General features: G+C 58.1%; 8 protein-coding genes and 1 pseudogene. 8 read left to right on the top strand and 1 reads right to left on the bottom strand.

The annotated features are described in order from the left end of the window. Positions 1 to 100 precede the first annotated feature (100 nt). Complete coding sequence (locus HV675_RS31245) at positions 101 to 325, bottom strand: aldehyde dehydrogenase family protein (RefSeq protein WP_175115328.1); 225 nt, start codon at positions 323 to 325, stop codon at positions 101 to 103. On the opposite strand from HV675_RS31245, the pseudogene HV675_RS31240 reads away from it, so the two are divergent. From HV675_RS31240 to HV675_RS31205, 8 genes and pseudogenes are all read left to right on the top strand, one after another. Further along, positions 318 to 722 (top strand): annotated as a pseudogene (locus HV675_RS31240) (TrbG/VirB9 family P-type conjugative transfer protein); the annotation flags it as partial. The gene HV675_RS31245 and the pseudogene HV675_RS31240 overlap by 8 nt on opposite strands. After that, positions 709 to 2,001: a TraB/TrbI/VirB10 family type IV secretion system protein gene (locus tag HV675_RS31235; protein WP_175115327.1), complete on the top strand. Its 1,293-nt coding sequence runs from the start codon at positions 709 to 711 to the stop codon at positions 1,999 to 2,001. The pseudogene HV675_RS31240 and the gene HV675_RS31235, both read left to right, overlap by 14 nt. Then, complete coding sequence (locus tag HV675_RS31230; protein ID WP_175115326.1) at positions 1,998 to 2,219, top strand: DUF2274 domain-containing protein; 222 nt, start codon at positions 1,998 to 2,000, stop codon at positions 2,217 to 2,219. The genes HV675_RS31235 and HV675_RS31230 overlap by 4 nt, the downstream gene beginning before the upstream one ends. Positions 2,220 to 2,313: 94 nt before the next feature. Then, positions 2,314 to 3,252, top strand: coding sequence for a hypothetical protein (locus tag HV675_RS31225; protein ID WP_175115325.1), 939 nt, complete (start codon positions 2,314 to 2,316; stop codon positions 3,250 to 3,252). A 159-nt stretch (positions 3,253 to 3,411) separates the two neighbouring features. Further along, positions 3,412 to 8,613 carry an NACHT domain-containing protein gene (locus HV675_RS31220; RefSeq protein WP_175115324.1) on the top strand — a complete coding sequence of 1,734 codons (5,202 nt, stop codon included), beginning with the start codon at positions 3,412 to 3,414 and terminating at the stop codon, positions 8,611 to 8,613. Between the two features lie 72 nt (positions 8,614 to 8,685). Then, on the top strand, positions 8,686 to 9,834 hold the full coding sequence (locus HV675_RS31215) for a S1 family peptidase (protein WP_175115323.1): 1,149 nt from the start codon (positions 8,686 to 8,688) through the stop codon (positions 9,832 to 9,834). 181 nt (positions 9,835 to 10,015) lie between these two features. Next, positions 10,016 to 11,707 carry a type I restriction enzyme HsdR N-terminal domain-containing protein gene (locus HV675_RS31210; RefSeq protein WP_175115322.1) on the top strand — a complete coding sequence of 564 codons (1,692 nt, stop codon included), beginning with the start codon at positions 10,016 to 10,018 and terminating at the stop codon, positions 11,705 to 11,707. 350 nt (positions 11,708 to 12,057) lie between these two features. After that, positions 12,058 to 12,621: a hypothetical protein gene (locus HV675_RS31205; RefSeq protein ID WP_175115321.1), complete on the top strand. Its 564-nt coding sequence runs from the start codon at positions 12,058 to 12,060 to the stop codon at positions 12,619 to 12,621. The last annotated feature ends 106 nt before the right edge of the window (positions 12,622 to 12,727 follow it).

Here is a 12,727-nt window from a genome sequence, read left to right as displayed (position 1 = left end):
CGTGCCGTGCCGACCGCACCGCGCGCTGCAAGGCGTGCGCCGGCCGCGACTGCCGCACCGCCGGTGGCCACGGCTGCGCCGCCAGCGACAGCAAGGCCCGCTACGCCCAGCGCCGTACCGGCGGCAGTTCCAGCACGTCGTCGATGTCGTCGAACGGAATGGCCGACAGGACCGGCCCGAAGATCTCTTCGCGAGCAATGGTCATGTCGTCGGTGACGCCGGCGAAGACCGTGGGCGGCACAAAATAGCCGTCGCCAAGGTTGCCCTCGGTGGCGCGGCTGCCGCCTACAAGCGTCTTCGCCCCTTCTCGGGCACCTGCGTTCAGGTACCCGAAGGATCAGATGCTGGCGTTGAAGGTTCAGGCACAGGCCGCCGATGCCGCAGCGCCCGCCGCTTCGGGCCTGTCGCTCGACCAGTTGCATTTCCGCTATGCGATCACGGGCGACAGCCCGCCGTGGAAGCCGGTGCGCGCGTTCGACGATGGGCAGCATGTCTATATCCAGTTTCCCGCCGGCATCGCACAGGGCGAATTGCCGCCGCTGTTCGTGGTCGGGCCGGATGGCAAGGGCGAGCTAGTGAACTATCGTTTCCACGCCCCTTACGACATCGTGGATCGCCTGTTCGGTGCGGCCGAGCTGCGCCTCGGTGGTGACAAGGCGGCGGTGGTACGCATCGAGCGTACCGATGGCGTCGCTGCGGGAGCTGGTCATGGGCACGACTGACCACGAAGCCCAGCCCGCTCCGAAGGTCGCCCCGGAGGGCATTGCGTTGCGTGCAGCACCGCGCGCGGTAACGCGGCTCAACCGCCGCACGCTGGCCGTCTCCGCCTCGCTGCTCGCGGTGGCCGTGGCCGGCGCGTCGATGTGGGCGCTGCAATCGAAGGGCCGGCGTGGTTCGGGCGATCAGACGAACCTCTACAACGTCGATCGGATCGCCAAAGTCGACGACCTCGACCAGTTGCCGGCTGACTACTCGAAGCTGCCGGCGAAACCCGCTCTGGCATCGCCGGCCAGCGTGCCGCAGCTCGGGCCGCCGTTGCCCGGCGACTGGGGTGCAGCGTCGGCGATGCCGCCGCTACCGGGTGGCAACGTCAATCCGCGGCCATCGGCTGAGAACATCGACCGGCAGCGCCAGGCCGACGAGACTGCACGCTCGGCGGTGTTCTTCCACACCGGCAGCGATGCCGGCAAGCCGGATGTGGGTTCCACGTCTGCGGGCACCACGCCGACGGCCAATGCCGCGGCCGGCGCGTTCAATCCGATGGGTGCCGGGCCGGCATCCACGGCCGCGCAGCCCAACGACCCGACGGCAATCCAGAACCGGCAGGACCAGAAAGAAGCGTTCATGACAAAAGGCGGTGATGCTGCGACCAGTAACACCGGCAGCTTGCAGGCACCGGCCTTGCCGTACACGGTGATGGCCGGCACGATCATTCCTGCCGCGTTGGTGACGGGTATCAATTCCGACCTGCCGGGAGAGATCATCGCCGAGGTCACGCAGCCCGTGTACGACACGGCAACCGGCCACTATCTGCTGATCCCGCAGGGTTCGCGCCTGATCGGCCGCTACGACAGCCAGGTTGCGTTCGGGCAGCAGCGAGTGCTGCTGCTATGGCTGCGTCTGGTGCTACCCGATACCTCGTCGATCGCCCTCGATAAGCTGCCCGGTATCGACCCGGCCGGTTACGCGGGTCGGGAGGACGGTGTTGACTGGCACTGGGGCCGCATTCTGACGGGGGCTGTGCTGTCTACGATGCTCGGCGTCGGCTCCGAGCTGGCCGTCTCGAATCAGGGCAGCGCCAACGGCAATACGGTCATCGCGCTGCGAGATAGCTCGCAGGACACGGCCAATCAGGTCGGACAGGAAATCACGCGCCGCGACCTGAGCATCCAACCAACGCTGACTGTGCGGCCGGGGTTTCAGGTCAACGTGATGGTGAACAAGGATATGGTGCTGCGGCCGTATCAGCCGCTCTTTGTACAGCGGGGGCCCATGCCATGAGCACGACGCGCAAGCTGCGGCTGGGACCGCTACCGAAAACCGAGAACGTCAAGCTAGCGTTCACATGCTCGGTTGGCTTGAAAGCCGATTTGGACCGCTACGCCGCATTGCACGCGCAGACCTACGGCGAAGCGGTTGATGCGACGACTCTGATACCGTACATGCTGGAAACGTTCATGGCACGAGACCGGGGATTCAGACAGAAAGTGACGGGGTGAGGGATTGGCGTAAGGCCCTCGCCGACGCCGTTTCATCTAAAATCTTGCAAGAAGAAGGAGCGCAAACCAAGCGGAAGACAAGGATTTCGAGCACATGGTGACCAATTCCTCAGAGCGCATCACGATCAGCACGATTGATTGGTCAAAGCCCGTTGTCGAGTGGAAATCGACCTTGGCGGATTTTGGTCGTCGTCGGCACCTGAGCTATACGATGGACTTTGACTCTCGGGCTCATGTTTTTGATGAGCCCGGTGAGGGGTGGACGGAGGAGGCCAAGCGTCTCCATATGGAGAATCGGGAACGGACAAAGATTGGTCTTGTTCGGGAGTTCGGGGAGATTTTTTCCGAGAAAAATATCGAGAACTTTGTTGCCATAGGTACCAAGCCGTTCTCCGTCCTTGCCTATCATAATCACTTCTTCGACCAAGTACGACGCGCATTTGTCATTGGCGCGTACTACCCGGCGCTTGTAGGCGCCTGCGCGCTTGGCGAGCGAATCTTGAATCACCTCGTTCTAGATTTGAGAGACTTCTACAAGAGCACGCCGGAATACAGAAAGGTTTTCCGGAAAGGCTCCTTCGATAATTGGCAGGTGCCAATCGACACATTGGAAGCATGGAACGTCCTGCAACCGAAAGCTGTAACGGAGTTTCGCGCGCTCATGGAACTCAGGCACAGGTCGATCCACTTCAATGTTGGAACCTACGCCACATTGAAAGAAGACGCGCTCTCTGCGATCCATCACATGCGAGAAATAATCGATCAGCAATTCACGGCATTCGGCGACAGGCCGTGGTTCATCACGGGGACGAGAGGTCATCTTTTCATCAAGCGTGAGTGGGAGGAGAACCCTTTCATCAAGACCTACTACTTGCCGAGCTGTCCGTTTGTTGGGCCTTACTTTGCGATCTCTTTTGACCAAGGGCTGCAATTCCATGACCACCATGACTATGGTGACGGTCATTGGTCGGATGACGAGTTCGCAGCGGTGTTTGAGGCTAGATCGTTGGACCAGTTAGCCAAGGCAGAATAGGGGACTTCTAACAGCTTTGCGGGTGGGCTGTTCCAGTACTGAAGACGCCGCCTGGCTTTTTCCTACTACCCAACCGGGTGTTCGAAGGTTGCGATGCTATTCGCGAGAGACCGTCGAGCGCGAAGAACTGCAACTCTAGGCCGACAGGGAAAGATGACTATGGAAAAGACGCAACCCGAGGGTGATGACCCTGGCGTCCGTGATCAACAGGGAACGAGTACGGCGTCTAGCGGGCCCGCTGGAGCACACTTTGAAGGGCAGGTTGCCGCATTTTATCTGCTTGCAATGCTCTGTGGCGCACCGCCACGCGGCCTTCCCGGCACAACGATCGATCGAATTGCCCTTCAACAAGCAAACACCGGGCGACCTCTCGACGACGTGATCGTCCATGCAATCGATGGTTTCGGCAAACCTGCTGTACTGGAGATACAGGTCAAACGGACGATCACGTTTACCCCGGCGGACCCGGTGTTCCGAAAAGTTGTAGGTCAGATTGTGGAGGCCGTGCGCCGCCCGGACTTTTGGTCAACTCAGTATGGCTTGGCAATCGCTACGACCAAAGGGTCGCGAAAGATAGATGGTCCGTATCAGGACGTGCTCGCACTGGCGCGACAAATCGGAAATTCGGAGACATTCACCGCGCAACTCAAGCTTCCTGGTGTCGCAAACGACGACATGCGAACTTTTGTCCAGACGTTCCAGGGGCACCTCAAGGAAGAGGGTGCATCTCACGATGACGAAACGACCTGGAAGTTGTTACGCCGACTTGAGATTCTAACGTTTGACTTCACAGCACCTGGCTCCATATCGGAGGATCTTGTTCGGGAGCGAGCACTCCGGACGTTGCATGCCGACGATGCCTCGCGAGTGGATGCGTTTTGGGGGAATCTTGTCGAGCTGGCGATCAATGTAGCCAAGAACGGAGGGGACAGAAATCGCACGACGCTTTTGGAGTCCCTGCATCCTCGCGGATTGCGCTTCGCCGCAGACCGGCGGCACATAAGCGCCCGGGCGGCTCTCGTTGAACATGCCCGCCAAGCGCTCGCTGACATCGACAACCGTGTAGGCAAGGTCGTACTTGCGCGCCATGAACGTGTGGCAGCGGTGCACGAAGCCTTCGATGTTGGACGTTATGTCGAGCTTCACGGCGACGCTGGCGTAGGTAAGTCCGGGGTGTTGCGTCAGGTGGCGGAGTCCTTGCAGACCGAGGGGCAAGTTCTTGTCCTGAGCCCAGGTCGTTGCGTTCCGCGCGGCTGGACAGCCATGCGCGCGCAGATCGGCTTTGACGGTACCGCTCATGAGCTTTTGGTTGAGCTTGCCAATGACGGCGGCGCCATCCTGTTTGTGGACAACCTTGACTCTTTCAGCGACGAGGAGCGTCTCACCGTTGTGGACATGCTCCGAGCCGCCGCAGATGTTTCCGGTGTATCGGTTCTCGCCACCGCTCGAACTGAATTTGGCGTGGAGGAGCCCAGTTGGTTGCCCGAGGACGCGCTCGATAGATTGAAGCGGGCGTCGCCTGTGATGATCGATGCGTTGAGCGAGGCGGAGATCGAACAGCTTGCAACCAGTGATCGCGCATTGAGTCCATTGCTCAGCGACAATCATCCGGCCAGACGGGTGACAAGGAATTTGTTTCGACTCGCTCGCGTCGCAAGTAAGTCTTCTGCCGACCCTTTGCCACATACAGAAGCTGAGATGGCCAGCCAGTGGTGGTCCACAGCCGACGGCAAGCGTGACACGGGATGGAGGGACCGGGCCCGCCTATTAAATGACTTAGCCCGGCAGACTCTAACAGCAACCGATGGTCTTGATGTCAGTACCCAGCCGGCACAGCCTATTGACGCATTGGTCAAGAGCGGCACACTGCGCAATCTGGGCCCGAACCACGTCTCCTTCCGCCACGATGTGCTGCGCGAATGGGCTATTGCCTGCGCACTGCTTGATGATGGCAGCCTGATCGACCGGCTGGACCTGAAGCGCCCCGCAGTCGCGACGCAGGCACGCGGCATCGAGCTGGCTGCCAGGGTGATGGTTGAGCGTGCTACAGACGGTTCAGAGTGGAACAGCTTTCTGGACCGCTTGAGCGGTGATGGCGTGCACAAGTCTTGGCGGCGTGCGGCCATGCTTGCGCTGGCTCGCTCTGAAGGGGCCGAGGCCGTACTACCACGCGTCCAGCCCCTCTTGTTTGCCAATCAGGCGTTGCAGCTCCGTGAACTCCTGCGCACGGTCATGGCCGTCGAAGTTGTGCCAGCGTCGGCAGTCTTCGCCACCGACGGTGTCGATCCCCAGCTCATACCACCAGGCATGACGATACCGAAAGGTCCTGTCTGGCTCGCCCTCGTGCTGTGGCTTCTGAGTATCGGCGACGACGTTCCGACCGCGGCTATTCCAGATGTAGTTGACATGTATACAAGCTTCTCAATCGGGACGCTTGGTTTCACAGCCATCACACCGCTGATAACGCGACAGCTGTACCGATGGCTTAGATTGATGGAGCCGAGGAACAGGTCACCCAGCCCGAATGAAGGCCTCCGATTCTGGGAGAGCCTTGAACGCAGTCAAGTGCAGTCCGTCCGGCGAGATCTGCACAACGGATTCGTCATGTTCGCGCGCACCACCCCCGATCTGGCTGCCGAATATCTTCAGGCTGTCACGCAAGGCGAGCACAACGATGACTTGATCCGAAGCATCCTGAAGATGCGTGGGACTTTGGCGTCCGCGGCGCCCGCTGAACTGGCCACGCTGACCGAACAAGCATTGATTGAAAAATCACGCCCCCGCCATCGCCGGTTCCGTGACGAGCGCGAAGAAGCCTTCACCTTCATCGATCACGAGTTTATTCCAGCCTCTCCAGCGCAAGGCCCGTTCTTCGAACTGCTGCTGCACTCGCCAGCAGACGGGCTCCCGCTGATTCATCGTCTGGTGGACGATGCCATCGTCCACGGCACTCGTGGTCGTGACGCGGGCGCCAACGCAATCAGGTTGGCGTATGCAGATGGCACGCGCGTCTTTCCTTGGACAGGCACCTATTTCTGGTCCAGGAACAGCGACTACTACGCCATAACGTCGGCGCTTATGGCCTTGGAAGCGTGGGCTCATCGACGTATCGAGGCCGGCGAAGCCTTCGATGCCGTTCTGAAAGACGTACTCGGACCACCGGGGTCATGCGCAGCCTATCTGCTTGTTGCGGTGGACCTGATTATCTCGCATTGGCCAAAGTCGGCCGCGTCTGCGGCAGAGTTTCTTGGATGCCCCGAACTCCTGTGCCTGGACCATACGCGGCAGGTTCATGATCAGGTGGAGACCTCAGATTTCTTCGGGCTGAAAGCGATGCAGGCCGAACCGCACGGTACGGTCAGTGCAGCCGAGCTGAAAAATCGATTGTCCAGGCGCATGACGCTCGATGGGCTGATCGGCAGCTGTGCTCTGTCAACTGACCCGGAGCAACTGCAAAAGCTAACGGGATTGCTACGCGATGCGGCTGATCGGTTGGGACCAGCCGGAGTCCAAGCCAATCTGGGCAATCCGGAGTTCATGGTTCTGCATGCGTTGAACCTCGCCGATCCAGCAAACTGGCATGAGGTCGATGTGGTGCGCAAGGATGGTTCGACAGGGAAGGCACGCCAGTACATATCTCCGGCTGCAGAACAAAATCACCTGCAGGCGTTACGGGACGCTGCGGCAGCCAAATCGTCCGACTTCGCGATGCAGAGCGCGATCACTCTCGGGATCGACGATCCTTCCCGCTTCTCGCCAGATCAACTTCAAGCCGCGGTCGCCTGGGCCAGCGGAGCTGCACCGAAAACTGCGGCGTCGACTGATGATGATAACGATGACACTTCGCTAAACATGCTGCGGGAGGCTGTTCTTGCCGCTGCGATGATGGTCATGCGAGACGGGGATACCAACTTGCGGGATGCATATGGCGACTGGGCACGTGCCCGGTTGCAGGACGCGCTTGCGTCCGATAGCCATGATCCCGTGCATCAAGTTCGAGCTGGCCTTCGCTTTAACCCGGTCGCGATCGCTTATGCCGGGCTGATCAACGCCGCAGCGCTCGGGAATACGCAAGAAAACGTAAGGGCCTTGCTCGCTGTGGCCGCAGAAGGTCATCACGCGGCTGCTCACGGCTTCGGCGCGGCAATTGAAGCGCTATTGCGAGTTGATGAGCGCCTGCCTCGGGCACTTCTTCGCTGTGCGTTCCATGCGTGCGTCGTCCCCGTTCGCAGGTGGGACATTTCCGAGAAGGAGAAGGTGACTCGTGGCGAGCAGAGGAAGGCGGGCGCATTAAATGCCGTTGACGCGGAAATGGTCTGGCTGGAAGGGGCTGGGCCCGAGCCTGCGTGGCCCGTTTTTCCTAAGGAGCACATTCGTCCCAGGCGACGTATTCGATTGCCTGTGTCTTCCACGCAGTTTGACGATCCCCCCGAAGCTGAAGAGCCGCCGCCGGAAGAAGAGGTCTACCACCAAACGGCGGCACTTTGGCTCCGCCAAGTCCAAGAGCTGGGCAACGCAGACAAGTTCCCATGGCTTCGCGACGTAGTCAATACCTACATGTCGTGGACGGTTGCCGCGAATGGCGGCGACCTCGTTGACGGAGAGGAAGCTGACAGCACACCGTCGGAATGGAATAGCGTTTTCTTCGCGCTAACGGCTCGCTGCACGGTCGGTCTCGGCGTGACCGAGCTCACAGATCTCGTGAGACCGATTGCCGCGCTACCGGAGCAGAACTTCTTCGACGTTCTCGCCGATTTTTTGCGGAGCTTTGACGCGGTCTACTTCGGCGGTGGAGATATGGACGCTCCTGTTGCTGTTGCCGTTCGATCGGAGTTCGCTGACCGCATGATGGAAAGCTGGGGGTGGAAGCGTCTAAAGGGCACCAAGGAAACGTCCATTGAGTGGCACATTGCCCCGGCGATCGCCACGTTATTCTTTAACGACTACAACCTCGTCTCACCCACAAAGAGCTATCTCCTCGAAAAGGGCGTGGAGCGGCTTGGGCCGTTTCTGCCAGTATTGGTTCGACTTACTCTTTCCGGACCTTCGCCCTTTGTCGCCCTCGTCCTTTTAAACCTTTTAGAAGTTGTGCCACGCGCGGATCATCTCAGTCTGCTCGTTCAAGCAGGGAAGATCTGGCTCAAAACGTATCCCGACTTCCGGTTATTCTGGGTCGATCACAGTTTCGGCAAGCGATGGTGCGAGATCGTCGAAAGGATTCGTATTCTGGACCCTGTGTCGATCGACGCCGACGCGGTAATTCGTGCGGACGTGGCCAATATCGTGGCAGAGTTAGTGGGTCTTGGTATTCCCGAAGCGAGCCGACTGGAGGAGCTGCTTGACGGCACAGTGGGGCGCTAGTGGTGGTTTCGCGATTGGCATGAACTGATGCGGCTGCGGGGCGGATTGCGAGGCGAAAGAGCAGAAGGGCGATTGGTCGATACTTCGCTTTCCAAGCGTTATGAAAGATCAGAAGACCACGGGGGAACAGTGGAATCGGACGTGCAGTTTCAAGCTATTGCGATTGCGACAATGGCAAGTGATCGAGATGAAGGCGAGACGACACTCTTGACGCCTAGTTTGGACAACGAATCGATGGTCTTGTTTTCACTCGACGATCCTTTTGGTATTCGAAAGGCGGTCGTTCCATTATTTTGGATGGAGTCAAATGGTGATCTTCAAGGACTGGGAACCGCATTTGTGATCGATCCCTGGGGCGGTCTCACGACTGCTGACCACGTCATTGCAGATGCACGGTTGCGCGGGATCATGCAGCATGATCGAAGCGGCGATTTCAGGATAAATCTGCCCTCGGATACCGGCTTGGTCGCGTTGCATGGATACGGAGTTGTCTTCGGGACAGTAGGGCTACCGCCTGCAGCACTTCGGCTAGTCAGTAGAATTTGGTCCCCGGCTTTGCCCGGCAGTGATCCTATTGCTGCGCTGCAGGGTCGACCCGACTATCAGGCGATCGATCTTGCGTTCCTGACTACGCAGACGCCATCGTTGAGCGCCGTTCGGAATCTACGCTTGCGATCTAACCCTCCTCAACCGAAGCCTGGGGATGTCGTTGTAGCGATTGGATATCCTCGGATCGAGACGTTCAAGGGTAGTCAGGATGAAGCACGGACGACGATTTCCGAAGGCATGAAAGCAGCATATGGTCGTGTAGTTCAACTTCATCCACATGGCCGCGACCGTTCAAACCCTACGCCTGTTTTTGAAATCGAAGCAAACTGGCCGTCGGGGATGAGCGGTGGTCCCGTGTTTAACTCCGAAGGCGAAGTAATCGGCTTGGTAAGTCGCTCGATCGCGCCGGAGACAGAAGATGGCTTAGGTACTGCTTGGGCAACTTGGCTACAGGCATTTCCGGAGTTGCCAGATTGGGCACCCACACTTGATCGAAATAACAGTGACTGGCGACGGGGGTGGGCTGTTGTTCGTAAGCTGCCTTGGCACCTTGCCGGGGTTTTTGGCTCGGAAGAAAGGGCCAGGGAAGTTGCTGAGTGTGCGGGCGCTGACTATGTGGTGAGTGCTGGCGCATGGCGCCTTGGCAGCGACGATTTCGTCGAAGTCTGCTGACGCGGGCGGGCCGGAAATAAGCGGATGTGCAGGTCGATGCCGTTGTGTGTTCGCGTTGGGTAGACGAAATAATCAGTATGATGGTTGCTAGTTAGCGATGACGTTAGCCGTCCGAGGTGGGCGTCACGTAGCAAACAATACGCGACTAGCTCACTGTCCTCACCTATCGGAGAACACGAACATGGACCCGCTTTCGTCCGGCCCCCTCGACATCGACATGCTCCTCGTGTCAAAGCGGTCGGAACCGCTCTCGGCCGAGGAGATTGAAGTTCTGAGACATATCCAGGACTATCCGGACGTCGAGAGATTCAATGAGGCGGAGGTACGCTCGTACATTATTGATCCCATGTTGCGCGTGCTGGGGTATGACAAGGGGACTCCTTTCTCGACGAGCCTCGAAAACCACCTGACGTTTTTGGGGCAGCGGCGTCGATCTGATTATCACGTTCACATGTGGGAAGAAAATTTCTGGCTACTGGAGGCGAAGAAGCCTCAGGTCGGCACGACGTCCTTTGGCTACGAAGATTTTTCCCAAGCGCTGGAATACTCGGTGCATCCGAGCGTCAATGCAGCTTTGATCGTCCTATGTGATGGACTAAAGCTTGAGATATTCGACCGTGAGGTGAACGTCGAGAGTCCAGTTCTGCATGTTGAGATAAAGACTCTGGTGGCCGACTTCGATAAGGTGCGCGCGATGTTGGAGCCAATGCAGGTCTGGTTCTTTCAGAAGCGGCGTATCATCCGACTACTCGACCGGGTGTTCGACAAAGAATTCGTTATGAGTCGCGTCGAAGAATTCTCAGATATTCTGCAAAGAAGGCTTCGTAGCAAGCGAAATACAGTGGTCGAAAACTTTCGGATGATGGTGAAACCCGACTCCGAACAGCAACGCGCACAGGCTGCGTCGGCTTCACTGCCAGAGCTCGCCGGGTTGTACATGATGTTCGATTTTCCTATTCCCATCAGCAATGCGGTGAATAGGCGGCTCATAGAGCTTAGTGTGCCGAACAGCTTCAACGTCATGTACAAGCTATTACCCGACCACCCAAGATCGGCCAACGACTCATTCATGTCGCAGACGGCGGCATATCTTGTCGGTTTAGCTGAGAAGCGCTCTACCGTGGAGTGGCTTCCTGCATGGCTAGCTTCAGGGCGGCAGGGAGGGGCAGACCTCGATACAGCCATCAGGCATTTCCTTGACCAGTGCCTTACCTACTTTAAAGATTATGAACCGTATCGGCTTGTGCTGCTAGCTGCCTGCGCCGTTCAGCGTATCGCAAAGATCAACGTCATCTCGAATGATGCAATACAGAAGCTCGGCGCAGATTTGCATGCGCTTGCCCGTTTTACGCTACCGGAGATTTCATGGACCCAGGTTGTGGCCACTCCCGAGGGACAACTCATTGGACTCGTTGACGCTCAGGCCACCGCGGCGCTGGACGACTTTGTAACGAAGAACAAGAAGGAAGACGGCACCTTCCAGGCAGAATCAGCGAAGCTTCAGCTAAGACGCTATTGGGAATTGGAGAGAAAGCTTCTTTCGGCTATTCCGAACTACAGGACTTTGCTCAAAGAGAGAGCGTTAGGTGAAATGCGCATGACCGAGTGGTCCAGCGTCACATATGACAACCTTGGGCACTCCACGATTGCTAGGCTGCATGGATTTCCGAAATGGAAAGATTACCTTGTGACAGAGCGACGCGAGCTGGTGGAACAAGTGGCCTCCACAGGCTCTTGGGCAGCTAGGGACTTGCTAGGTCTCAAGAGGGAAGATGACTTCAGAGTAATGTCCGATGAGGACTTGGCTGATAGATTGTTCCTTGGGGATATCGAAACGCTGCGCGCTCTCCGCAAGGCGTATGGAGGTCCCTGAAGGACCGCTGTTGGGGAATACCGACATCGCCTTATGCATTTCGGCACGCCAAAAAATTCCTCACGGCCGCACATCTTGATATGTCGATAGCGCGCATGGACGATGAAAGCGCATGAGAGTTTCCAGATCAGTGCTCACCACTTACATTGATCTGAAAAGCTTCTGCAAGGCGGTCGATCTTATCTTCGACGTGACTAAGCTAGCTGGATCACGTGCCATCAGCGGGAAGTTATGATGGGCTAGACTCTGAAGGGCAGCGCTTAGATTTCGCGACGGAGAATGTTTCAATATTCGTATCGTGGGAAGGAGCGACGGCCCGATGGTCGTCGGCCCGCCACCGGGGGGAGACATTGGAAACCAGGGAGCAGTTGCCGCGCATCTTCCAAGCCAATCTTGCCAGGCTGTTTGAGCGGGTCATTCAGCCCTCAATGGAGATGCTCCAAGTCCACTCGTTGCTCGAAAGCGGCGAGGCCGCGACAATTGAACAGTTTCTCGATCGCGCTGCGGCTCAGGTCGACAACTATACAGCTAATGAGGCGGCGAAGGCATTCGCGCTGACGCTCGCGGCAGTCTTTGAGCGTCAGTTGAGCATTTGGGCGCGAGCCGCATATGTCGATATGCCGAAGTCGCGTGGATTTGAGGACTTCCTAGCGCTTTGTGCCGATCGCGCCGGGATCGACATTGCGCAAACCAAGTTGGGCGACGATCTCACTGAGATGTTCATTGTCGCCAACGTCGTTCGTCATGGCGAAGGTTCATCGTGCGAGAAGCTGAGGGTGGTCGCTCCCGCGCTGTGGGACGATTCGAGCAACGACTACCACGATCTGTTGGCTGGACCGCGCATACCGAGCGAGCACCTCAGAATCCGGATGCGCGACCTCATTCGTTACATACGAGCAACCACGCGGTTCTGAACCGCCCCGGATTTGGTGGAGGCTCCAACTTTTGAGAGAATGGAGCCATGAACAAGTCGAACAAGTTTTCTGCTGAAGTCCGCGAACGTGCAGTGCGCATGGTGCA

Source organism: Paraburkholderia solisilvae, assembly GCF_902859875.1.
In the GTDB taxonomy this organism is placed as follows: Bacteria; Pseudomonadota; Gammaproteobacteria; order Burkholderiales; family Burkholderiaceae; genus Paraburkholderia; species Paraburkholderia solisilvae.
The sequence above is the reverse complement of the archived record's forward strand: the minus strand, read 5'-3'. Positions and strand labels throughout refer to the sequence as shown.

Bases quoted from the DNA above. Each gene is read 5' to 3' on its own strand.
- HV675_RS31235 (WP_175115327.1), top strand. From the start codon at position 709: ATGGGCACGACTGACCACGAAGCCCAGCCCGCTCCGAAGGTCGCCCCG.
- HV675_RS31230 (WP_175115326.1), top strand. From the start codon at position 1,998: ATGAGCACGACGCGCAAGCTGCGGCTGGGACCGCTACCGAAAACCGAG.
- HV675_RS31225 (WP_175115325.1), top strand. From the start codon at position 2,314: ATGGTGACCAATTCCTCAGAGCGCATCACGATCAGCACGATTGATTGG.
- HV675_RS31220 (WP_175115324.1), top strand. From the start codon at position 3,412: ATGGAAAAGACGCAACCCGAGGGTGATGACCCTGGCGTCCGTGATCAA.
- HV675_RS31210 (WP_175115322.1), top strand. From the start codon at position 10,016: ATGGACCCGCTTTCGTCCGGCCCCCTCGACATCGACATGCTCCTCGTG.